The sequence below is a fragment of the Mucilaginibacter pedocola genome, assembly GCF_002013915.1.
Classification (GTDB): domain Bacteria; phylum Bacteroidota; class Bacteroidia; order Sphingobacteriales; family Sphingobacteriaceae; genus Mucilaginibacter; species Mucilaginibacter pedocola.
The window spans coordinates 275,861-300,783 of sequence record NZ_MBTF01000012.1 but is presented as its reverse complement, the minus strand read 5'-3'; the positions used below and the strand labels follow the sequence as shown (position 1 = coordinate 300,783).

Sequence of the window (24,923 nt, the reverse complement as noted above, 5' to 3'; positions counted from 1 at the left end):
CCCCGGTTAAGGCTCGTTAAGCAATGTTAAACAAGGTTAAATCGTGTATGGGCAGCTTTATAGCTGCTTATTTATTGCCATTTTCGTGTTATGAAATGGTTCTCTAAACGGTATGCATACCCATTGGTGGCGCTGGCCATACTTACCAGTGTGGGGCTACAGGCCGCGTGGCTCATCCAATTGTTCGATGCGCAGCGTAACCAGGTAAAACGCGACCTGGAACAAGCCGTAAACAATGCCGCCCGTATGAACGATTACCTGAGTGTGGTACAGGGGCACGAGAAGAGCGAGAACTTCCGTAATTTTTTCCTTTCGCCCGAGTGGCTTCAGTTTAAACAGGCCTTCACCAATATGCGCAAAAGGCATGTGGGCGGGCGCTTTAGTTCGGATATAAAGAACGACAGCACCTTAATTGATATCGGTTTAAGGATACCAAATAACCACCCTAAGGCGTCGCGGGGTAGGGTGGTGCGCTCGTTCGATAAAGGGGAGACCATTGAATCGGTTATGGCTGCCGACCATAAGGACCTCCTGCGGATGGATAGCCTTGTTAAAGTAGAATTTGCAAAGAATGACCTGAATGTTGAGGGTTACCATCTGCTATACAATTATGAAAGCGGTAAGCCCGAAGCGCCCGGGGTTTGGAAAAAGTCGCTGGATGCAGATTATCATAGCCAGTTGTACGCCTATAATATCAACTTCTTTTTTCATAGCTATCAGTTCATCGTACCGTCTATTAACAACTTGGTGATCTACCGCATGCGGTATTACCTCATTTCTTCGGTATTGATGCTATTGCTTACAGGGCTCGCTTTTATTGTACTTTTCAGGCTGATGCGCAGCCAGCGGCTATATTCGCAAGCGCGGATAGCATTCACCGGTAACATGACGCATGAACTAAAAACACCTGTATCAGTTATTGAAGCCGCTCTTGATGCCGTAGGGCGTTATAAACTGGTTAACGACCCTGCCAAGCTGGAGAACTACCTCGATATCAGCAGGGCAGAGCTGAAGCGTTTGAATATCATGATTAACAAAGTGCTGAGCCTCGACCAGCTGGATAACGGCTATGTTAAATTACGCACCGAACTTTACGATGTGCAGCAAGGCTTAGCCAACGTGGTTGCCTCCATGCGTTTGCGTAACCAGGGGGGAGGTGCCGAGATCATTTATCAACCCAATGAAGAGCCTTGTTTTGTAGATGGCGACCCGGTGCACCTCACCAACGTATTTTATAACCTTATTGATAATGCGTTGAAATATAGCGGAAGCAATGCCCTGGTAACTATCGCCTGCAGGCAGGAGAAGGAGATGATCAACATATCCATTGAAGACAATGGTCCGGGTATAGCAGGTGTTTACCGCGAGAAAATATTCGAACGCTTTTTCCGTATACCCGGTGCGCCCGATGTACACAATGTTAAAGGCTCGGGTCTTGGGCTGCATTATGTTAAACAAATAGTTGTGCTGCATGGTGGCAAAGTTTCGGTACAAAGCGAACAAGGCCATGGCAGTAAGTTTATGATTGAATTACCCGCTTACAATGAAATATAAAGTACTTTACGCGGAAGACGAACCCACGCTTGCCCAAATCATAAGCGATGGCTTGCGCAGCAGTGGCTACGAGGTTGACTTAGCAGCCGACGGCAAGCAAGCACTGGAACTATATTTGGCGGCACCGCCCGATATTTGCGTACTTGATATTATGATGCCGCTGAAGGATGGCTATTCGCTGGCAGAAGATATCCGCAAACAGGATAGCGGCATCCCTATCATTTTTTTAAGCGCAAAATCGCTGCCCGAAGATGTGATCAAAGGGTTTAAAAGCGGCGGTAACGATTACCTGCGCAAACCTTTTAATATGGGCGAACTGCTGGTGCGGATGGAAGCATTGCTTACCCGTTTTGGCAATGCCTCAACTAAAGATGAGCCGGTTTCGGGGCGGCTTGCATTTGGTAACTGCGAACTTGATGCAGTGAGCCAGCAACTGATCACGCCGGTGGCCACTTATTCCTTATCGTTCAAAGAAACTGCATTATTGAAATTATTGCTCCAACATCGAAATAACTTACTCCCGCGGTCGGTGCCTTTGCAGGAGATATGGGGCGATGACAGTTTTTATAATGCCCGCAGTATGGATGTTTTTATGTCGCACATCCGCAAGATGCTAAAAGATGACTCGGCTATTCAATTAATGAGCATTAGGGGCGCGGGTTATAAACTCATCTTCTGAGTTATCGGGGTGATAAAACCTGTTCGCCTTTATTCATTTCTGTATAACGGGCAACTCTTGTATCTTCATCAAAAAAATTAAAATGAGTAACGCGCCCAGATCCTTCCAAACCCTTCGCGACCAGTACCGCCACATGGGTTTGCGTACCGATCTGATGGAGGCGGAGCCGGAGTTCACCATTTTTAATTTACGGGATACGCTGCATGAGCATTTGCCTTTTCATTCGCCCGTGCACAGGCTCAATTTCTTTGTTTTTAGTTTTACCAAAGCAGGAAAGGGGCAATATACTATCGACGGGCAAACCCACCCCATCGAGCCGGGCATGGTGTATTTTACCAACCCGGGGCACCTGCGTTCGTACATTTGGGAAGATATTGAGGAGGCTTACCTGATAACCCTTAGTGAGGCTTTTTTAAAAGAGAACGTACATGCCGATATTTTTGATGAGTTCCCCTTTTTGCTGGCCGAGACCTTCCCCGGCAGGCGACTAAGTGCGGAGGTATACAGCGAATTTGAGAGGATATACAAGCAGATACACCACGAGTATTTGCATCATTCGCCTTTCAGGAAGCGAATCATCGGGAACCTGTTCGTTGTGTTGTTGCTGAAGATAAAGGAACATTTCTGGCTCGATTATAACCCCATTTACGAGGGCAACCGCAGTTCGCTCATTGTAAAGAATTTTAAACTGCTGCTGGAGAAACACTACCGCGAACTCGGCGAGGGCAAGGTATCGCAGCCTTACCGCGTGCAGGATTATGCCGATGCGCAAAGCCTGCATCCCAATTACCTCAGCACGGTCATTAAAACAAAAACCGGTAAATCCATCGGCACCTGGATAGCCGAGAAAACCATAGGAGAGGCGCGGTCGCTATTGCAGCATACCGATGTTTCGGTGAAGGAAATAGCTTACCGGTTGGGCTTTACCGAGTCGGCACATTTTAGTAATTACTTTAAAAAGCATACAAAATTGTCGCCCGCTGCTTATCGAAACGAAAGAAACAGAACCCAATCTTAGAAATTTGCATCACCTGCTTAATTCTGCGCAATTTTACCCTTAGCGCAAACATGACCTTTGTTCTGTCGATCAACGACAACTAAAAAACAAAGAAGTCATGAAAACATTAAATGAAAAAGTTATCCTGGTTACCGGCGCCTCAAGGGGCATCGGTGCCGAAATTGCTCGCCAATTTGCACAAGCAGGCGCAAAAGTTATTGTAAACTATTCGGGCAGTAAAGATGCTGCCGACGAAACCGTAAATGCCATACAAGCCGCCGGCGGCCAAGCCATTGCCGTGAAAGCCGATGTGAGCAAGGCCGATGAAGTTGCCCAACTATTTGATGCCGCCATTGCCCGATACGGAAAAATAGATGTACTGGTAAACAACGCAGGCATCATGATAACCAAATTACTGAAAGACACTACCGACGAAGACTTTACCCGCCAGTTCGATATCAACGTGCGCGGCACCTTCAACACCCTGCGCGAGGCCGCAACCAAACTGGCCGACGGTGGCAGTATCGTTAACTTCTCATCAACCACCACCCGTTTGCTGATGCCAACCTACAGTACCTATGTTGCCACCAAAGGCGCGGTAGAGCAGCTTACCCGCGTATTTGCCAAAGAAGTTGGCGCTCGCGGCATTAACGTAAACGCCGTACTGCCCGGCCCAACCAATACCGAATTGTTCACCAAAGGCAAACCACAACAAGTGATAGACCATCTGGCATCGCTCAACGCCTTCAACCGCTTGGGCGAACCCGAAGATATTGCCAAAGTAGTAACCTACTTAGCATCCGACGATGCCAAATGGATAAGCGGCCAAACCATCGGCCTAAACGGCGCCATGGCATAATTAAGAAAAATAGAATTTAAGTAAATAATCAATAGGATCGGTGAAATCGAAAGAATCGGTGCCATCGGTTAAAAAAATCAACCCCATCGGTGAAATCAAAAAAATCGGAGTAATCGGTGAAAAAACTAAAACAATGAACTCATTAAAAAATAAAGTAGCCGTAATAACCGGCTCAGCACGCGGTTTAGGTAAAGCAATTTCAGAACGTTATGCAGCATTAGGCGCAGATATAGTGATCAACTACTCGCGCGATAAAGCCTCTGCCGAAGAAGTAGAAAGCAACATCAAAGCCATGGGTGCCCGCGTAATATCGGTACAGGCAGATGTGAGCAAAGTTGCCGAGATAGAAAAACTGTTCACCGAAGCAAAAAAGGTCTTTGGTAAAATTGATATTGTAGTAGCCAATGCCGGCATCGAAATGGTAGAAACCCCGGTAACCGACTTTACTGAGGAGCAATTCGACAGGGTATTCTCTATCAATGCCAAAGGCTCGTACTTTACTATGCAACAGGCTGCCAAAAATGTAGAAGATGGCGGACGTATTATTTACATCGCATCGTCAACCACCTCATACCCCGTACCCGGTATGGCCGTATATGGTGGCAGTAAAACTACGCCCCGCTACATGGTTGATGTGCTGAGCAAAGAGATAGGGCACCGCGGCGTAACCGTAAACTCTATCATTCCTTTCGCGGTAGACCACTCGGGTATATTTGTGGACCCCGAAGCTTACCCACGTCTGCGCAAACAACTGCTGGATAGCTGCCCAATGGGCCGCTTGGCCGAAGTGGAAGATGTGGCTAACGTAGCCGAGTTCTTCGCCAGCGATCTGTCGTCCTTTGTGAATGGCCAGCACCTGTTGGTGAACGGTGGTGCTACTAACTAAATAAACCTTTGTAATAAAATCCCTCGACCTGCTAAGGTGGGCCGGGGGCTTTTGTTTTTAACAGCATTAGCAAATTATAATCGCAACTCTTTAACCGTTTTGCGAACCTCCGTGTAACTTCTGAGTCCTCCGCGGTTAAATAGCCTCCAACACTCATCTATCGTTAACATTTCTTTTATTAATATGTACAATTAACACATTGCCCCATACCCGCTATCCCTAATTTTAAAAACTCAATTATCAGATCATTTTATGTTTAGATCACGTTCTGTTTTTAAAAGCATTTTAGCGGGATTGGCTTGTGTTATGCTGTCGGCCCAAGCTAAGGCTACCGTTATTTCGTACACCAAAACCGCCAAAGGCGTAACTTTTAAATTAGATAAAGGCCTTATGCAGCTCAACATCTGCAAGGCCGACCTGGTGGAAGTAAAGTACACCATCTTCAATAGTTTCCCCACTACCGAGTCGTTGGTTGTGAACAATAAATGGGCTCAGCCAACCACTTTTACCGTTGCCGATGGTAAAGCTGAGCTTACCATTACCACCACACGCTTAAAAATAAAAGTGAACAAGGCCACCAACGCCATCACTTATTGCGATCTGTCAGGTAAAGTAATAACTGCCGAAACCGCAGCTAATAAAAGCATGGCACCGGCAACTATTGCGGGCATCAGCACTTATAATGTTACATCTGCTTTTAATTCTCCGGCTAACGAGGCGCTGTACGGCATGGGTTGCCACCCTTTGGATTCGCTGAGCATTAACTACAAGGGACGTAACCAGGATATGGCCATTAAATACCTAACCGGCGCTATACCGGTAATGCTTTCTACACAAGGTTTTGGGCTGATGTGGGATAACTATTCGGCATCTAATTTCTACGGTGCCGAAGAAGGCAATACGCAATTTAAATACACATCCGAAAGTGGTAAACAGGTAGATTACTATTTTTTCTACGGCCCGGATTTCGACCATATTATCGACTTATATCGCACCGCTACCGGCCGCGCACCTATGTTTGGTAAATGGGCTTATGGTTTGTTTCAATCGCAGGACAGGTATTTGAGCGAGGATGAAATATTAACGGTGAAGGACAATTACCGCAATAACAACATCCCCGTGGATGTAATTGTGCAGGACTGGTACTACTGGGACCCACTGCCCATTGGCTCGCACATTATGAAGCCCGAGCGTTACCCGCATCCCAAAAAACTGGTTGATGCTTTGCATCAGGCCAACCTGCATGCCATGATATCTATTTGGCCGGTATTTGGCAAAGGCACGCCTAATTACGATGCATTGGAGAAAATGGGCGGCCTCACCAGCATTACCTGGGATAACGTGGTTACTCATACTTTTGATACTTATTATGATGCCCACAACCCCAAAGCCCGCGAATTATATTGGGCGCAGGCCCGCGATAGCCTGGTGAAACGCTACGGCTGGGATGCCTGGTGGATAGATCAGTGCGAACCCGATAACGGCGCCCTTTTAGACGAGCGACGCAAAGCCAATTTTTACACAGGCAAGGGGATCGATTACTTTAACACTTATTCGCTGCAGCATACCAAGGGCGTTTACGAAGGTTGGCGCAGGGATATCCCGGGCAAGCGTGCTTTCTTTTTGGTGAGGCAATCGTTCGCGGGTGAGCAGCGCAATGCTTCTACACTGTGGTCTTCGGATATTGAGTGTACGTTCGCCAACTTTAAAAACCAGGTGCCGCAGGGTATAAATGCCTGTGCATCGGGCATACCGTACTGGACATCGGACATTGGTGGCTACCACTGGCACTGGACGGCGCCCGATTGGTCGAAACCCGAGTTTAAAGAGCTGTTTACCCGCTGGTTCCAGTTCGGTGCGTTTAGCCCTATATTCAGGATACACGGTAAAGGGGAGCGAGCCATTTTCTCTAAAAACTGGGATGAAGACACGCGTTCGATACTGCTGAACTTTGATAAACTACGCTACCGTTTGCTGCCCTACATCTACTCGCTGGCAGGCCGTGTAAATACCGAGAACTATACCATGATGCGCGCCCTCACCTTCGATTTTCAGAAGGATGCTAATGTGTACAGCATCCCGGATCAGTATATGTTTGGCCCGGCATTTTTAGTGAACCCGGTTACAGCGCAATTATACACCGGTGCCGATGCCGCAAGCAAAGCCAAAACCCGCGAGGTATACCTGCCCGCAGGCACCCAATGGTATAACTTCTGGACGGGTGAAGTAAAACAAGGCGGTCAAAAAATGACGGTTGATGTGCCGATGAATATGCTGCCGCTTTACGTGCGTGCAGGTTCTATTATCCCTATGGGCCCGGTGATGCAATACGCCACCGAAAAGCCTGCCGATAAAATAGAACTGCGCATTTACCGCGGAGCCAACGGCACCTTTAAATACTACGAAGACGAAAATGAGAACTACAATTACGAAAAAGGCGCTAAAGCAACCTTCACCTTAAACTGGAACGATAAGGCAAGCACGCTAAGCATATCGGCCACCAAAGGCAACTTTAAAGGCATGCTGAAAAAACATACGTTCAATATAGTTTTAGTAAATGGCGCACACGGCTCTAACACCGGCGAAGCGGATAAGATAGATAAGAGCGTAGTTTACACCGGCAACGCAATAAGTGTTAAGCTAAATTAATACACCGATCTTGAGTGGACACGAATTTCTCAAATGTTTCAAATTTCACAAATGAGGCTTAAATGTTCGATAGGACGGAAGCAAAAATTCGTGTAATTCGCTTAATTAGTGTTATTCGTGTTCACTCAAATCGTGTTTATACTGTTCGATATCGTACACCCCCATGTATTAAATCCGAACGCATTAGGAGTTTTTGTTTTCTTTTAATATACTGTAATTCAATTAGTTATTTTATTGGTATTCTTTTAGCATTATTGGTTCAACCAAAACTGATAGTCCAATGCTTAAAAATTACCTGCTTATCGCGTTCCGCAACTTGTCTAAGAACAAGGCGTTTTCGTTCATCAATATTTTCGGGCTGGCCATTGGTATGGCGGCCTGTTTGCTTATTCTGCAATACGTAAGTTTCGAACTCAGCTTCGATAACTTCCATGAAAAAGGCTACCGCGTTTTCCGCATCAATCAGGATAGGTACGATAGGGGCAAACTCAGCACCCAATGGGCAGGAGGGGCCTTTGCTGCGGCAAGCAGTTTTAAGGCCGAAGTACCCGAGGTAGAAGACTTTGTAAAGATAGTACCGGCGGGGAATGCCCTGGCTACTTATAAGGATGATAAGATGGTGATTCAACACGATTACTATTGCGGTGCCTCCTTCTTCAATATATTTTCGTTCCCCTTGCTAAGCGGCGACGCCAAAACTGCCCTAACTGAACCCAATACGGTAGTAATAACCGAAGAGGTTGCCAAAAAGCTTTTCCATAACACCGACGTTGTCGGGCAAACGCTTACGCTGAATACCACCAAATTGCTGAAGATAACAGGCGTGCTGAAAAGCCTCCCCGCCAATACGCATTTGAGGTTCGATATCCTGCAATCGTACGCTACTTTAATGAAAGAGAACCCGCCAAGGGATGGCTACAATATGGATAACGCCTGGTATTCCGACGGCTGTACCGGCTACGTATTGCTTAAAGCCGGCGCCGACCCACGCGTTGCCGAAGCTAAATTTCTGCCCATCGTTAAAAAAGCTTACCAGCCATTGGCCAGCCAGGGCGCAACTGCAGTTTATACCCTACAGAGTATGCCGAGCATCCATTTATACTCTAACCGCATGTTCGAGATACAGCCAAATGGCGATGGCAAGTCGGTTTACCTGTTGTTGGGTATAGCCATATTTGTAATTATCATCGCCTGGATAAACTATATCAACCTGGCTACTGCCCGTGGTGTGGGCCGAGCCAAAGAGGTGGGCGTGCGTAAAACATTGGGGTCGGCAAAAGGACAACTTATCAGCCAATTCATGCTGGAGGCTATGTTCCTGAACGGGTTGGCGCTGGTATTGGCTATGGCGTTCATCGCTATTTGTTTGCCTATACTGGCCAATATAGCAGGCGTGCAGATAGGTTTTGCGCTGTTTTTAAAGCCGGTGTTCTGGCTTACCGTTTTCGGGATATTTTTGGTAGGCACTTTCTTCTCGGGTTTCTACCCGGCCATTGTGCTGTCGGCATTTAAGCCAGTGGAGGTAATGAAAGGTAAATTAACCGCATCGCCAAAGGGCATTGTATTGCGCAAGGGGATGGTGGTATTCCAGTTCGCGGCTTCTATTTTCCTGCTGATAGGCGCGCTAACCGTTTACCGCCAAATACAGTTCATGCAAAGCCAAAGCCTGGGTGTTAATATCGACCAAACCCTCGTTATAAAAGCGCCGCTGGTAAAGGTAGATTCGTTTTACCGCAGCATGAGCACCTTTAAACAGGAAAGCCTGAAAATACCAGCCATTAAAAGTATAACAGTATCAACAGCGGTACCCGGCGAAGCGGTAGGGTGGAATGCAGGAGGTATAAAACTAACAGGTGCCTCCGATGCAACTGCCGACCAGTACCGCATTATAGGCGGCGATTATGATTTTTTGGGAGCTTATGGCCTTAAGGTTTTGGCCGGGCGCGTATTTTCAAAAGATTTTACTACCGACCCTAAGACGGTAGTGTTCAACAAAACGGCGGTAATTAAGCTGGGGTTTAATAACCCGCAGCAAGCTCTTGGTAAAAGGATAGACTTTTGGGGCGATGTATATGAAATTATAGGCGTGGTAGATGATTTTCATCAGCAATCTTTAAGGGATAAGTATGACGCGATAATCTTCCGTTGCATACCCGATGTGAGGGGAGATGTGTCGGTAAAAATTAGCACGAGCAATGTTGCCCAAACCGTTGCGGTCTTAAAAACCAATTGGGATTCGTTCTTTCCCGGCGACCAGTTCGATTACTTTTTTTTGGACGAACACTTTAACGACCAATATAAAGCCGACCAACGCTTTGGGCAGGTGTTCGGCATATTTACGGGCATAGCCATTTTTGTAGCTTGTTTAGGGCTGTTCGGCCTGGTATCATTTACTATTGTGCAGCGTACTAAGGAGATAGGCATCCGCAAGGTACTCGGCGCTACAGTGAACAGCATACTGCAATTGCTTTATAAAGATTTTGCCATGCTGGTGTTGATATCCTTCCTTATTTCGGCACCTATTGGCTGGTATGCCATCAGTAAATGGCTGGACGGGTATGCCTTCCGCATCAGTATAAACCCGGTGTTATTTATTGTGCCCTTCCTGTCGGTATTGGTTATTGCCTTTGCAACAGTGTCGTGGCTCAGCGTGAGGGCAGCGCTAACAAACCCGGTTAAAAGCTTAAAAACAGAATAGTTAATTTGTTATAGAGAGCACAAGCCCCGCCCTAAAAAGCGGGGTTTTGTGTTTATAATAAATAGCTTTTATACCCTAATGAGGTAATTTTTGGCATGGTTATTATTCTATAGTTAATATTATAAACCATAAAATAATAACTATCATGAAAAAGATATTAATGACATTGGCTGTAGTTGGCGCGTTCGCCATTGGTACAGCGCAGGCACAAGTTAAAAAAGATACTACCATTAAACCAAGGCAGAAAGTAACCCCCGTTACTCCAACTACGCCTACAACACCGGTAACGCCGACGCCAACCACGCCGACTACCCCAACAACACCAACTATGCCAACGGTGCCAACAACACCTACTACGCCAACAATACCAAATACACCAACTAACCCTACAAACCCAAGTTACCCAACAACACCAACAAACCCAACGGTGCCTACTACGCCTACAATGCCAACAACACCGTCGCCTACTACACCAACACCAACCACACCGACTACGCCAACAACGCCATCGCCGGTGCCAAGTACACCAACAACCAGCCCAACCACGCCTGTTAAAGCAGGTAAATAATTCTATATCGTTAATTAAACAGAAACGGTCCGTTGCATCGCTGTAACGGACCGTTTTATTTATAGCCCTTTTTCGCTTATTTTTCTTCTACAAAATTGGCGAGGCTGATTCCCAAAATATGTGTCCAGCCTTGGGTGAAGCTTTCCACGGCAAAGTCCGGTCCGTTTTGTGGCATGGTCTCCAGTCCGGTGTGCGTGATGCGCACAAGGGTTTTATCACCATCAGGAAACAATTCAAAACTCACTTCCGAATTGCCGGGGAAATCCTGGTAACGCCAGGTATAGCTTAATTTCTTTTCGGGTTCTACCGCGGTAATGCGGCAAAGGTGTATGTATTTTTCGCCTTTGCTGCCTTGCCCGGCAAAACTGAACTCGAATCCAACGCGCGGCTCGAAGCTTTCGAGCTGAAAATACCATTGCTTCATTTTGTCGTTATCCGTTAAGGCTTCCCAAATTTTGCTTGCAGGCGCATTAAGGGTGCGCTCTACTATTAGCGGTTGTGTTTCCATAGTTTATTATTGGTCTTTTAGTTTATCGTTCTCTAAAAAATTCTCCAGAGCATCCAATTTATCGTTCCAGAATTTGCGGTATTGCGCTGCCCAGTCTTCTATCTGTTTCAGCTTTTTAAAGTTCGCCTGGCAAAAGCGTTCTCGCCCTTGTTGTTTTATGGTGATGAGTCCGCACTCGGTTAGTATACGGATGTGTTTGGATATAGCAGGCCGGCTTATCTCAAAATTATCAGCAACGGCATTCAGGTTCATCTGCTTCGCGGCAAGTAAACTGATGATCTCGCGCCGGGTGGGGTCGGCAATAGCTTGGAATACGTCTCTTCGCATACAAGATTATGAAACCTTTTGGTTACGAATATAAACAAGAAACCTTTTGGTTACACGATCGGGGTGGTTTTTTTAACAGGATTTCAGGATGGAGGGATTTAACAGGATTTTTTATTGGGGATTTCCGCGATAAAGGATTCTCAGACACTACAGCGGAGACAGGATTTTAAGGAGGATAAGATGAGAAGGATTTTTTGACACGATTCTGCGATCAAACAATTTACATGATAAAAAGAGCGACAAGATTTTGAGGAGAGTTCAGGATCGACGGGATTTTTTGTTAACACGGATAACGAACGAATCCTTTAATTTTAAGTATGCGAGGAGCCGTTGTTTAATTAACTTTCAAATCGGTGAAATCATTCTTCATCGGTGGAATCCCTAAAAAATAATCCTGCCCATCCTCAAAATCCTGTCATCCTGTTAAAAAGAATCGTGCGAATCAAAAAACACTTTTATTCTACTCCCATCGTGTTAAATATCTCCTTCATCGAAAACCTCGCCCCGCAAACATGTTCATCCGCAGCGCCGTAGTACATGGTTATCGTGTCGCCGTCGTCTTCTACTATGTGGCCGTTAGTAAATACCACATGGCCGAAGAAGCCCGTGAGTTCGTAATGCTCGCTAGGTACCATAATGGGTTCTTCGGTGCGGGCGAGTACCTTGTAGGGGTTTTCTAGATCCAAAAGGAACGCGCCTAAACAGTATTGGTGCTCATAGTTAGCGCCGTGATAAATTTCGAGCCAGCCTTTGTCGGTTTTTATGGGCGAGCAGCCGGCACCAACGCGGGCACGGTCCCACATATTGGTGCGGGTTTTTACAATGCATTGGTGGTTGCCCCAATGCTCGCCATCCGGCGATTGCGCCAGCCAGATGTAGTTGCCGCCAATATCCACACTGCTGGGGCGGTGCAGGGCATAGAACATGCCGTTTATCTTTTCCTCAAAAATGGCGCAGTCCTTATTATGCGGCGGCAGTATCATGCCGTGGTCTTCAAAGGTTTTCCAGTCGGTAGTGGTGCGCATGCCAACGCCTACGCCGCTATCGCTAACGGCGGTGAAGGTGAGGTAGAATTTTTCATCGAGTTTGGTCACCCGGCAATCCTCTATGCCAAAGGTTTGCAATGGTCCCTTACCGAATAGGTATTTATAGCCTTCGGGTTCGTAAAATTTCACCCCATCATCGCTGCAAAGCAGGCGGAGGTGCGATAGGGTGGTGAGATAATCTACACCTTTATAGCGTACCACGCGGGCATCTGTGGCTATCAGGTCGGCATCATCTAAGGCAATTTCCATTATTTGTGTTTCGCCGGTGGCGGTGAGGATGGGGAAAGACACCACCACTTCGGTTTGCTCGGGGCGTTCGGCAACGCGTACCAGCAGCCAGGTTTTGCCCTCGTACCTGAACACGCCCGGGTTTAGCAGGCAGGCAATATGCAGCCCATCAAGGCTGGCCTTTAAATGGGAGGGAGATAATAATGGATTTTGCGGGAAGCGTTTTGCAATATCTGCCATAACGATATACGGTTGATGTATAAGTTTAACAGGAGGGAGGGGTATGGGTTTTGGGGAATGTGAAATAGAGGATTTGCAATCTCGCTATTTTACTCACCCCGGGTACGCTATCGCTGCCCGACCCTCTCTTCCTGCGGAAAAGAGGGTGAGCTACATATTTCTAAACCCTCTTTGCGAAGCAGAGGGTCGACGCTCGCGCATGCGAGCCGTCGGGGTGAGTTGACTCGACACAATGTAATAATAGTCTACCAAGTTGACTTATTTTTTTTCATGACAATTAAATTATACGGACATCAATTTTACGCTGTACATTTGCTTAACACTGTTAAATGAATTTACAGTAGTTATTAAAACAATGGCAAGTAAAGACAGAATACTAAGATTAAAGGAAGAGACCAGGGTAAATATCCTGGATGCCGCCCTTGATATAGTAAAGGAAGAGGGATGGCAAGCCTTGAGCATGCGCAAAATTGCCGATAAAATTGAGTACACCGCACCTATTATATACGAGTACTTCGCTAACAAAGAAGCGATATTATTAGAACTAACCCGCCAGGGCTACCTTAAACTGGGTAAAGAACTGCAGGCCGCCAAGGATGCACACGATACCCCGGCTGCCCAATTGGAAGCCATGTGGCTTACCTATTGGAACTTCGCCTTCGCTAACCGCGAGCTTTACCAGGGGATGTTCGGCATAACAACCAGCTGCGCCTGTAAGATGGTGAATGAGTTGCCCGAAGCAGAGTTGCCATGGGACATCATCACCGAACCTATAGGCAAGCTGATGCAGATTGAAGATATGGACTCTGAAATTATCTGTACCAAGTATTACACCTTTTGGTCGATAGTGCACGGATTGGTTTCTATCAACTTGTTAGACAGGGGCGACAGCGACGCAATAAACAGGCAGGTACTGCGCGATGCTATCACAGGCATTATACTGAGTATAACTCCCGTAACAGTTTAAACTCAAAATTAGGTGATGTTTAGGCATTAAACATCACTTAATTTAAAAAGGCTCTACATCATTTATTAACACTTAAAACTTGCACGCTATGAAAACACAACATACTATCTACACCAATTCACTTAACAGTGTTAAGAAATTTAATAATGTTATAACATGTAATTTGTTACAATTCCGTTAGCTAAGCATCGGAAACGTTAACAAACTCGCAAACATCAACCCTACATCAAAATATACCATGAATACCATCAACGCAAACGAAACAATATACCTCAATAGCCTCAGGGCAAAACTTAGTCCCACAAACTCCAATTCAAAAACAGTTATCATCATGAAAAGTGTATTATTAGCCATCATAGCCATAGCGCTCTTTAGCTGCTCGCCGAGCCAGCCAGCTGCGCAAGCCCCCGCGCCACCGGCGCTGCCTGTATCAACCGTAGTATCGGGCAACCAAACCACTTACCAGGAATACCCTGCCTCTATAGAAGGTACCGTAAACGTAGAGATACGCCCACAGGTAAGCGGCGCTCTTGACAAAGTATTTGTTGACGAAGGTGCATTTGTATCTGCAGGCCAACCTATATTTAAAATAAACGAACAACCTTACCGCGCTGCTTTAAACAACGCATTGGCCAGCCAGCACGCTGCCGAAGCTGCCGCAGGTAATGCACAGTTAGAAGTTGACAAATTAACCCCGCTGGTTGCTAACAAAGTAGTATCAGATTATCAGCTGAAAACTGCTAAAGCTGCCCTGCAGGTTGCCAAAGCCAATATCGAATCGGCTAAAGCAAATGTATCTACCGCGCAAATTAACCTGGGTTACACCTTAATAAAAGCACCCGTTAGCGGTTACATTGGCCGCCTGCTTAAAAAACAAGGTAGCCTGGTATCTCCGCAGGATGTTGATGCGTTAACGCAACTGTCTGATGTGCACGATGTTCACGTTTACTTCTCATTGGGCGAAAAAGATTTCGTAGCGTTTAAAGCACAATATCCCGGTAACACACTGAAAGACAAATTACAACACCTGCCTGCCGTTGCCCTGGTATTATCAGACAATACCGAGTATGCCAAAGAAGGGCACATTGATATGATAGACGGCCAGTTTGATAAAACTACCGGTGCTATCACCCTGCGTGCCAACTTCAGCAACCCGCAAGGTTTATTGCGCAGCGGCAACACCGGTAAAGTGCGCCTGAGCCTGCCACACAACAATACCCTGATAGTGCCCGAATCGGCCACTGTAGAAATGCAGGATAAAATATTTGTGTGGGCAGTAGCCGACAGCAACAAGGTTAAAAAATTGCCTATTACAATTGAGGGTAAAAGCGGCAATAACTACCTGGTTAAAGAAGGCGTTAAAGCCGGCGATCGTATAGTACTATCGGGTATAGACAAACTACAGGAAGGCGCGGTGATTAAACCCGAGCCTGTTGCAGCAGATAAAGTTGCAGCTGTAGCTAAAAACTAAGACTCACCCCAAATACCCTCTCCTTTAATTACTTCTTTGAACTGAAGGAGAGGGGTTTACAAACGAATAAAGTAACCGAGGGAGCAGGTGTAGAATTGGAGAGGAAAGCGTGGGCTATCCTGCTTCCCGGTTCTTTACGCCTTATTCCTTACAAAATATCAAAACCATGTTTCAGAAATTTATAGAAAGGCCGGTGCTGTCAACCGTTATCTCCATACTGCTGGTGATAGTGGGTGTACTGGGCCTTAGCAAACTGCCCTTAGAGCGTTTCCCTAATATTGCCCCTCCGGCCGTATTGGTAACCGCTGTTTATCCGGGCGCCAATGCCGAAACCATTTTGCGTTCGGTAACTCCTTCCTTAGAGGAAGCTATTAACGGTGTAGAGAACATGACCTACATGACCTCTACCGCCAGTAACGATGGTTCGCTGGGCATTACCGTGTACTTTAAACAAGGTACTAACCCGGATCAGGCTGCCGTAAACGTACAAAACCGCGTATCGCAGGCTACCAGCCAGTTACCTGCCGAGGTTGTGCAATACGGTATTACCACCACCAAACAGCAAAACAGCTTTATTGGTGCCATGGCCATTTACACCGAAGACCCTAAAAAATACGACGCTACCTTTGTGGCCAACTACGCGCAAATAAACATTGTACCCGAGATAAAACGTATCCCCGGTGTAGGTTCGGCACAGGTATTTGGTGGTGTTAAGGACTATAGCATGCGTGTATGGTTAAACCCTGCGCAAATGGCTACTTACAAAATTACCCCTGCCGAAGTAATGGCCGCCATTCAGGACAAAAACCTGGAGGCAGCCCCCGGCCGTTTCGGCGAGCGTAGCGATGAATCGTTCGAGTACGTTATTAAATACAAAGGCAAGCTTACCAAACCCGAAGAATATCAGAACATCGCTATCCGCGCAAATCCTGATGGTTCGGTTCTGCACCTTAAAGATGTGGCGCGTGTAGAGCTCGGCGCTTACTCATACAACAGCTATAGTAACCTTAACGGTCACGACGGTGTTATCGTAGGTATTATACAGCTTTCGGGCTCTAACGCTAACGAGATACAAATACAAATTGATAAACTGATGGAGAAAGCTTCTAAAAGCTTCCCGGCAGGTATCAAATACAACCAGTTCTACCGTACCAAAACCGACCTGGACGAATCGATCAACCAGGTAGAGCATACCCTGATAGAAGCCTTCGTGCTGGTATTTATCGTGGTTTTCATTTTCTTGCAGGATTTCCGTTCAACGCTTATCCCGGCCATTGCGGTTCCGGTGGCTATTATCGGTACGTTCTTCTTCATGAACCTTTTCGGGTTCTCGGTTAACTTGTTAACGCTGTTTGCACTGGTACTCGCTATCGGTATTGTGGTGGATGACGCCATTGTGGTGGTAGAGGCCGTGCACGCCAAAATGGAGCACGACCCGAGCCTGACACCTAAAAAGGCTACTACCGATGCCATGCACGAAATTACCGGCGCTATCATCTCTATTACCTTGGTTATGGCGGCGGTGTTCCTGCCCGTGAGTTTCATGAGCGGTTCAACCGGTATATTCTACAAACAGTTCGCTTTAACTATGGCTATCGCCATTATTATATCGGCTGTTAACGCGTTGACTTTGAGCCCTGCATTGGCTGCTTTATTCCTGAAGAATAAACACACCGGCGAAGGTGGCCACGAAGCACCTAAAAAAGGTTTTGCAGAGAAATTCTACGCAGGCTTTAACGGCAGCTTCAACTTCATCACCAACCGTTATGTTGGCGGCTTAAAACTGCTCATTAAAAACAAATGGGTGAGCATGGCTGGCCTTGCTTTAATTGTGGTGGCAACCATATTTATGGTTAACCGCACCAAAACAGGCTTTATCCCAACAGAAGACCAGGGCTTTGTGGCCATTGCGGTTTCAACACCATCTGGTACATCGTTGGCCGGTACCAACAAAATATTTAAGGATGCCGAAGACCAGCTGAAAACGCTGCCATCTGCCAGGTTCGTTACCGCTTTGTCGGGTTTCAACTTCTTAACACAATCAAGCAGCCCGTCTGCCGGTGTTATATTCCTGTTGCTTAAACCAACCGAAGAAAGGGGCGAGGTGAAGAATATCGATGATATACAAAACATCGTTCGTGGTAAACTGGGCGCTGTACCGGGTGGTACTTTCTTCGTGTTCAGTTTCCCAACTGTACCTGGCTTTAGTAACGTTGAGGCATTGGATGTGGTATTGCAGGATAAAACCAACGGCAAACTGGATAAATTCAGCGGGGTGGCCAATAACTTTATTGGCAAGCTGATGGCTAAACCGGCCGTTGCCTACGCCTTTACCTCGTACAAAGCCGACTACCCGCAATTACAATTAGAGATAGACGACGAGAAAGCAAGCCAATTAGGCGTGAACGTGAAAGATGTGCTGTCTACCATGCAGGCTTACTTTGGTACCGCGCAGGCATCAGACTTTAACCGCTTTGGTAAATACTACCGTGTAGTAGTACAGGCAGATGTTGCGGACCGTACCGACCCAAGCACTATCGACCGTGTGTTTGTTAAAAATAACCGTGGCGAAACCGTACCGGTAAACACTTTGGTGAAACTTACCCGCGTGTATGGTTCCGAAACTGCTTCGCGCTACAACCTGTTCAACTCTATACAGGTTAATGCTATCCCTAAACCGGGTTACAGCTCGGGTGATGCTATTAAGGCGATAGAGGAAACAGCTAAAGAAGAATTACCTGACGGATATTCTTACGAATTCTCAGGCCAAACCCGCGAAGAGATATCATCGGGCGGGCAATCAGCCGTGGTGTTCCTGTTATGTTTGGTGTTCGTATACTTCCTGTTATCGGCACAATACGAAAGCTACATCCTGCCGCTGTCGGTTATCCTTTCTATCCCTACCGGTATTTTCGGTGTGTTTGCAGTGCTGGGCTTAACCGGTATCGAAAACAATATCTACGTACAGGTAGCGCTCATCATGCTCATCGGTTTGCTGGCCAAAAACGCCATCCTTATAGTGGAGTTCGCGGTGCAGAAACGCCGTTCGGGTATGAGCCTGATAGATTCGGCTATCGAAGCATCCCGCTTAAGGATACGCCCGATAGTGATGACCTCGCTGGCCTTCGTATTCGGTTTGTTCCCGATGAGTATCGCAACCGGCCCATCTGCACAGGGTAACCACTCTATCAGTATTGGTGCAGCAGGCGGTATGGTGTCGGGCGTAGTATTGGGCTTGTTCATCATCCCTGTACTGTTCGTAATATTCCAGCACCTGCAGGAACGCATCAGCGGTGTACCTTTCGAAAGGCACCGCAAAAATGCCGACGGCAGCGACAAACATGTAAATGAATTGCAATCGGAAATGATATAAGTATTGAAGTAGCTCAGCCCCCCAATTTATTGCAGCTCACCCTCTTTTCCGCAGGAAGAGAGGGTCGGGCAGCGATAGCGAACCCGGGGTGAGTTAAATGACCGAAATGCTTTAACGCACTTTAACAACAAACACAATGAAAAATTTATTAAGCAAACTGGCCATTGTACTGGTAGTAATATCAGGCTGTTCAGTTTCAAAAGATATAGAAACACCCAAGCCCGAGCTACCTACCGAGTTCAGGAATGCGGCTGCTGTTTCGGCAGATACCGCCAGCGTTGGTGATATTGAATGGAAGAATTTCTTTGCAGATGCTACATTGCAGAAGCTGATAGATAGCGCCATTACCAAAAACTACGATATGCAGATAGCGGTGAAAAACATCGAATCATCGCAACTGCTGTTCAAACAAGTTAAATGGGACTACGTGCCTACTGTAGGTTTAAACGTAACCGCCAGCAGCAACCGCCCAAGCGATAACAGCGTTACCGGCTTAAGCATTGCACAGTTTGGCATTGGTACCAGCCACGTAGAAGATTATTCGGCTAACCTTGCTTTATCATGGGAAGCCGACATATGGGGTAAAATTAAAAACCGCCAACGTTTGGCCCTTGCGCAATACCTGCAAACCGCAGAGGCAAAAAAGGCCATCCAGACTACCATAGTAGCGCAAGTATCGCAAGGCTATTATAACCTGCTGATGCTTGATGAGCAGTTAAACATTGCCCAAAAGAACGTAAAACTGAACGATAGCACCCTGCGCATCATTCGTTTACAGTACGATGCCGGGCAGGTAACTTCTTTAGCTGTACAACAAGCCGAAGCACAACGCCAGGCCGCACAGCAGTTAGTGCCGCAGTTTGAGCAGAATCTTACTATACAGGAAAATGCCCTGCGCATTCTTACCGGAGAGTTGCCAAGCGCTATTGAACGTAACGCTAAACTGGATGATGTGAAGGTGCCCGAAAATCTTTCGGCAGGTTTCCCATCAACCATGGTAAGCCGCAGGCCCGATGTTAAAAGCAGCGAACTGGCTTTAACCGTAGCCAACGCTAACGTAGGCATAACCAAAGCGGCCATGTACCCAACGCTAACCATCACTGGTACTGGTGGCTTAAACTCCTTTAAAGCCAGCAACTGGTTTAACATACCTGCATCATTATTCGGCACCGTAACCGGTGGTATTGCCCAGCCTTTGCTGAACCGCAAACGCCTGAAAACCCAATACGAAGTTGCTAAGGTTGACCGTGAGAAGAACGTGCTGCAATTCCGCCAGTCGGTATTAAAAGCAGTAGGCGAGGTGAGCGATGCTTTGGTGAGGATAGACAAACTGAAACAACAGCAAGCTATAGCAGCCAACCGTGTAAAAACCTTGCAGCAGGCAACTGCCAATGCCAACCTGTTATTTAAAAACGGTATGGCCACATACCTTGAGGTAATAACCGCACAAGGCAACGTATTACAAGGCGAACTGGAACTGGCCACCGTAAAACGCACCCAACTGGATGCCGTATCAGAACTGTACCGCTCGTTAGGAGGCGGCTGGAAATAAAAATAACACCCCTATCATATATCTCTAAAGCCCTGGTGTAATGCCGGGGCTTTTTTGGTTGAAATACTCCTCAAAACGTCATGCCGAATTTATTTCGGCACCTCACACGGCAGGTAGCGTTCATGCACAGCGGCTTTGCGTTGTGGCTTGTATGATGGGATCTTGAAACAAGTTCAAGATGACGAAGCTGTAACAAAAATGCCTTTTGCTTTAGCAAAAGGCATTTTTGTTACTCTTGTCAAATAGCGGGTGGCGCGCCATTTATACTATCTGTCCCGTCTGTATATCCACGGTATAAACATCGCCGTTGATGGTGATCTTCACTTTATGATTGCCGAGGAACTGGATGCTGCCTTTGTAATTCCAGGTGCCTTGCGGAGTATTGCCAACGGTTTCGAAGGTCGCCGAACCGCTTATGATGTCGCCATCTTTCACCGGATCAATTACCAGCGAAGTAAGTTTGTAATTGAACGTAGTGCTCATTTTTGGTTTCGAACCGGTTTTGTATTCCAGGTCGGCCTTCATGTTCATGATACCGCTGAAGGTTAGTTTAGCAGCATCATTAGCAGGATCTTGCGAGGTAACCGTAAGGTTTTGCAGGATGTTGTATTTAGCCGCCATTGATGGAGTGATCATCGAAACCAGCAGGCTATCGTACATAGCAATGCTGCTTGGTTGGCCATTAACGCAGGTTGATGAAACTTTAAAACGGCCGTTAATACTCATCTGCATAGTGTCGATATCCATCGAAAAGTTCATGGTGGTATCTATGCCTATGCCGCATCCTGAATTTACAGAGTTGATAACGATTTTTTTACGGCCGGGGGTAACAGCGTTTATCTGCTGATCCATACCGTCACTCAGGTCGAAACCGCCCATGCCACCATAAAAACTTTGCGCAATGTTAAGCGCGATCTGCCGGCTAACTTCTTTAGATGATACGGTGCTGCCGCCATTATCGCCAAAATCGGGCGCGTCTTTTTTACAGGATGTGTAAACAAGCGCTATAGTTGCTACAGTTATTATACAGGAAAGTAAATTTCTTTTCATGCGATGAGGATCTGGGTATCAATAATTTTGGGTATAAAGTTATAGAATTGCATAACACATTCAAAGAAAGAAATTTAAACTGAATGAAAATGAACGATTGCCTTGCAGGCCGTAAATAACAAAAGGCCTTTGCTCTTCGCAAAAAGCCTTCTCTTCATCACCCTCAACTTAACTCCTTCTGTGTACCGCACCAAGTGAGATACTTATAATATTTTAACTCCCACCTCACCAGATCCTTTTCTTTTTTTTGAAAAATACAGCCTTAAAAAAGGCATATTTTTCATAGGCAGATGTATTAAAATTTACGGTTTTTAATACCGCCCGGTTTTAATTTCCTGAAGTATTTTTTCCGATAATTAAAAAGCCAATGGCGAGGTAGGCCAGGTCTTTCACAATGAAGAAATCTGTAGTGGGTACACCGTCGACCACCTTCCAAACGCCGGGTGTGGTAAACAGGAAACTAATAGTCGTAAGGAAGATAACAAGGGTAAGATAACCGCCGATAAGGCCTGCTTTCCTATTCCAAAAAGAAGCTATCAGTAATAGCCCGGTTATAATCTCGAAGGTGCCGATGAAGTTAGATACGCCCTGTGTGCTGCCGATATTGTAAAGCCAGCTCATAAAAAAGCTATGTTGTACCAATGGCATAATGCCCGCCGCTTCGGTAGGGGTAAATTTAAATATGCCTATCCAAATTAAAATTAATGCTGTTGCGGCCACGCCAAGGGTGTAGCCTGTTTTACTAAAGTTCATACTGTTGTGATTATTTCGTTTTTGATGGCTTTGTCGGCGATAGGGGCAAAGCCTTACAACGGGTATAAACAAAAACGCCCCGGCGTTTGGGCCGGGGCGTTTAAATGGATTTTATAACCTATTAGAAATTGGTCCTTAAGGTTACGCCGTACATCCTTGGATTGCCCAGGTGTGCTGCGCCAAAATCGTAAGCATAATCAATATAGCGTTTATTGCTTAAGTTACTGCCCCAAACAAATACATCAAATTGTTTGGTGCTGACACCAACGCGCGCGTTAAAAGTGCTGTAGCCTTTCTGTTCTATGTTGTTAGCCAAATCGAAGTACTGTTTACCCAGGTATTTCCATTCGCCACGTACCACCAGTTTAGCACGGTTGGTAATATTGTGGCTTTGTTGCAGGGCCAGCATCGATGTAACATCTGGTGTGTATACCTGGCGGTTGCCTTCCAAACTCACTACGTTGCCGTCATCAGGTACGTTCAGGCTTTTGTAGCGGGCGTGGGTGTAACCAAAGTTGTATGATACATCAAGGCCTTTCAGTACGGTTGCGGCCAATTCCAGCTCGGCGCCTTTGCTGCGTAGTTTACCGGCGTTGCGGGTAACTACAATAGCATCGGGCAGTACCAGTGTAGGCACCTGCGCGTTATTGATAGAGATGTAGAATAACGACACGTTTACCTTCAGTTTGTTGTTGAAGAACATGTTTTTAGAACCTACCTCAAAATTGTTGCTATACTCTGGTTTGTAGCTCAGCAATGGCGGCTGCGATGGGTCGCTGCCCAGTTGGCTTAAACCACCCGCCCTAAAGCCGCGGCTGTAGCTGGCGTATAGGTTGCTGGCTTCTGATGCATGGTAAGCAAGGCTCAGCTTTGGCGTAAACGCTTTAAAGTTGGCCGTGGCCAAAGAATCGTTTTGGGTAACCATTGGCTGGTCGCCATCCATCTGGAACTCGCCTTTTATCTGGCCTTTTTTATGCTCGTAATCGTAACGTAAACCGGCGGTTAAGTCCCATTTAGGATCAAGCACAAAAGTTGCCTGGCCAAATACTGCTGTACCGTAGTTACGCTCGATATTGGTATTTATCTGCGTGAAGAATGGGAACGGAGCGCCTAACAATTCGCCATCGGCACCAAAGTGGGTACCGGTTTTGGTTGGTGCATAGCGGTAGAAACCGTATAAGCCTGCGGTCCATTTAATATTGGTTGCCGAGGCTGGCGACGAGAACCTGAATTCCTGTGTAGTTACCTTCACTTTGTTGAAATCCGGCCCATAGTTATTTACAACCGATACACCATCAATAGGCGAGAAGTCGCCATCGATAGGCACGGCGTAATAACGGTAATTTTGCTGGAAGGCAGTTGCCGAGGTAAAGTTGAAATCTTTCCCGGTATAGCTGGCCGCTAACGAAGCGTTGAAGATGTTATCTATCATCCTGGTAGTAGCATTCTGGCTAACCTGGAATGGTGAATTGATAGCATCATCAGGTGAACTTGACAGCGCAAACGGGCCGTTGTTGCGGTTAGCGTAATGCTTCACATTCAAGGTTAAGTTAAAGTTTTGCGATGCCAGATACTTCAGGTAATAGTTACCCATAAAGCTATGCTGTTTATCCAGCTTGGTATTGTTGAACTGGTTATTGTAAAAACCATCAAAGCCATTGTAAAGGCCGGCAACACCTAAGTAAAGTTTATCGGCCACCAGCGGGGTGCGGAAACCAGCGCTGATACGTTTCTGGCCATAGCTGCCAAAATTCACTTCGGCAAAGCCGTTGGCTTGGTTGCTTGGCTGTTTGGTTACCACATTAATAACACCTCCCATGGCATTACGGCCATATAACGTACCTTGCGGGCCGCGCAATACTTCCACGCGCTCCACATCAAATAATTGAGGGATATAGGTATCCAGGCTAAACTGGTTAACGCCGTCGATGTAAGTAGCAACTGCAGGGTCGTACGACGTTGTTGCTACACCACGGATGCCGGTAACGTTACGGTCGTCACCGGGGCTGGCGGTGTACAAGTTAGGCACAATGCCGGTAATATCCTTTAGGTTCCAAACACGGTAATCCTGTATCTGCCTGGCTGATAGGGTAGAGATACTGGCCGGTACCTGCTGGGCAACCTCTTGGCTTTTTTGCGCAGTAACCACTACCTCATCAAGGCGGTTACTGGTTTCGTACAGATGGATGCCGGTAGAATGCTGGCTGCTGTTAATGGTAATGCTTTTGTTAACTGCTGCGTAAGCAACGCTCGTAACGTAAAGCGTGTATTTGCCTGCCGGTACGTCTTTAAAAGCAAACTCGCCTTTTTTATCGGTAATGGCCACATAGTTGGTGTTTAATAAACTTACTGTAGCGCCGGAGATAGGGGTAGAACCTGCTGTTGAGATGGTACCCGTAAAATTAACACGGGTTTGAGCGAACGCTGTGCAGAGGGATGCAAGCGTAAATAGTAGTGTAAATAGTTTCTTCATATCAAATAAAAAGCGGATATGATGGGGGTATCATATCCGCTGCAA

General features: G+C 46.5%; 18 protein-coding genes. 12 read left to right on the top strand and 6 right to left on the bottom strand.

All coding sequences use genetic code 11. From position 1 onward, the window contains the following. Window positions 1–90 precede the first annotated feature (90 nt). The 8 genes from BC343_RS13680 to BC343_RS13645 all read left to right on the top strand — a co-directional run bounded on the left by BC343_RS13680 (window position 91) and on the right by BC343_RS13645 (window position 10,890). The gene (locus BC343_RS13680; RefSeq protein ID WP_078348355.1) at window positions 91–1,554 is read left to right on the top strand and encodes a sensor histidine kinase; all 1,464 of its coding nucleotides are present in this window, start codon (window positions 91–93) and stop codon (window positions 1,552–1,554) included. Further along, on the top strand, window positions 1,544–2,233 hold the full coding sequence (locus tag BC343_RS13675; protein WP_078348354.1) for a response regulator transcription factor: 690 nt from the start codon (window positions 1,544–1,546) through the stop codon (window positions 2,231–2,233). Before BC343_RS13680 ends, BC343_RS13675 begins: the two co-directional genes overlap by 11 nt. Before the next feature lie 82 nt (window positions 2,234–2,315). Then, window positions 2,316–3,251 carry a helix-turn-helix domain-containing protein gene (locus BC343_RS13670; RefSeq protein ID WP_078348353.1) on the top strand — a complete coding sequence of 312 codons (936 nt, stop codon included), beginning with the start codon at window positions 2,316–2,318 and terminating at the stop codon, window positions 3,249–3,251. A gap of 97 nt (window positions 3,252–3,348) precedes the next feature. After that, entirely contained in the window at window positions 3,349–4,089 is a 741-nt protein-coding gene (locus BC343_RS13665; protein ID WP_078348352.1) for an SDR family oxidoreductase, read from the top strand. 133 nt (window positions 4,090–4,222) lie between these two features. Next, window positions 4,223–4,975, top strand: coding sequence for an SDR family oxidoreductase (locus BC343_RS13660; protein WP_078348624.1), 753 nt, complete (start codon window positions 4,223–4,225; stop codon window positions 4,973–4,975). Between the two features lie 306 nt (window positions 4,976–5,281). Then, window positions 5,282–7,624, top strand: coding sequence for a glycoside hydrolase family 31 protein (locus tag BC343_RS13655; protein ID WP_162276871.1), 2,343 nt, complete (start codon window positions 5,282–5,284; stop codon window positions 7,622–7,624). Between the two features lie 280 nt (window positions 7,625–7,904). After that, window positions 7,905–10,322: an ABC transporter permease gene (locus BC343_RS13650; RefSeq protein ID WP_078348350.1), complete on the top strand. Its 2,418-nt coding sequence runs from the start codon at window positions 7,905–7,907 to the stop codon at window positions 10,320–10,322. A gap of 145 nt (window positions 10,323–10,467) precedes the next feature. Beyond that, window positions 10,468–10,890: a hypothetical protein gene (locus tag BC343_RS13645; RefSeq protein ID WP_202909787.1), complete on the top strand. Its 423-nt coding sequence runs from the start codon at window positions 10,468–10,470 to the stop codon at window positions 10,888–10,890. A 76-nt stretch (window positions 10,891–10,966) separates the two neighbouring features. On the opposite strand, the gene BC343_RS13640 is transcribed toward BC343_RS13645, so the two are convergent. The 3 genes from BC343_RS13640 to BC343_RS13630 all read right to left on the bottom strand — a co-directional run bounded on the left by BC343_RS13640 (window position 10,967) and on the right by BC343_RS13630 (window position 13,239). Continuing rightward, the gene (locus BC343_RS13640) at window positions 10,967–11,398 is read right to left on the bottom strand and encodes an SRPBCC family protein (protein ID WP_078348349.1); all 432 of its coding nucleotides are present in this window, start codon (window positions 11,396–11,398) and stop codon (window positions 10,967–10,969) included. A gap of 6 nt (window positions 11,399–11,404) precedes the next feature. Continuing rightward, window positions 11,405–11,725 (bottom strand): ArsR/SmtB family transcription factor, encoded by a 321-nt coding sequence (locus BC343_RS13635; protein ID WP_078348348.1) that lies wholly within the window; start codon window positions 11,723–11,725, stop codon window positions 11,405–11,407. A 455-nt stretch (window positions 11,726–12,180) separates the two neighbouring features. After that, window positions 12,181–13,239, bottom strand: a complete 1,059-nt coding sequence (locus BC343_RS13630; protein ID WP_078348347.1) for a glycoside hydrolase family 130 protein — start codon at window positions 13,237–13,239, stop codon at window positions 12,181–12,183. A gap of 355 nt (window positions 13,240–13,594) precedes the next feature. Between BC343_RS13630 and BC343_RS13625 the strand changes: the two genes are divergently transcribed. The 4 genes from BC343_RS13625 (at window position 13,595) to BC343_RS13610 (ending at window position 20,602) form a co-directional block, all read left to right on the top strand. Then, window positions 13,595–14,206: a TetR/AcrR family transcriptional regulator gene (locus BC343_RS13625; RefSeq protein WP_078348346.1), complete on the top strand. Its 612-nt coding sequence runs from the start codon at window positions 13,595–13,597 to the stop codon at window positions 14,204–14,206. A 331-nt stretch (window positions 14,207–14,537) separates the two neighbouring features. Then, window positions 14,538–15,677, top strand: a complete 1,140-nt coding sequence (locus tag BC343_RS13620; RefSeq protein WP_143822176.1) for an efflux RND transporter periplasmic adaptor subunit — start codon at window positions 14,538–14,540, stop codon at window positions 15,675–15,677. A 166-nt stretch (window positions 15,678–15,843) separates the two neighbouring features. Then, window positions 15,844–19,050, top strand: coding sequence for an efflux RND transporter permease subunit (locus tag BC343_RS13615; RefSeq protein ID WP_078348344.1), 3,207 nt, complete (start codon window positions 15,844–15,846; stop codon window positions 19,048–19,050). 136 nt (window positions 19,051–19,186) lie between these two features. Beyond that, window positions 19,187–20,602 (top strand): TolC family protein, encoded by a 1,416-nt coding sequence (locus BC343_RS13610; protein WP_078348343.1) that lies wholly within the window; start codon window positions 19,187–19,189, stop codon window positions 20,600–20,602. Between the two features lie 261 nt (window positions 20,603–20,863). On the opposite strand, the gene BC343_RS13605 is transcribed toward BC343_RS13610, so the two are convergent. From BC343_RS13605 to BC343_RS13595, 3 genes are all read right to left on the bottom strand, one after another. Beyond that, window positions 20,864–21,652, bottom strand: coding sequence for a hypothetical protein (locus BC343_RS13605; RefSeq protein ID WP_078348342.1), 789 nt, complete (start codon window positions 21,650–21,652; stop codon window positions 20,864–20,866). A 327-nt stretch (window positions 21,653–21,979) separates the two neighbouring features. Then, a complete protein-coding gene (locus BC343_RS13600) occupies window positions 21,980–22,405 on the bottom strand; it encodes a DUF417 family protein (protein WP_078348341.1) in 426 nt (141 codons plus the stop codon). A gap of 121 nt (window positions 22,406–22,526) precedes the next feature. Continuing rightward, window positions 22,527–24,878 (bottom strand): TonB-dependent receptor, encoded by a 2,352-nt coding sequence (locus tag BC343_RS13595; RefSeq protein WP_078348340.1) that lies wholly within the window; start codon window positions 24,876–24,878, stop codon window positions 22,527–22,529. Between the last annotated feature and the right edge of the window lie 45 nt (window positions 24,879–24,923).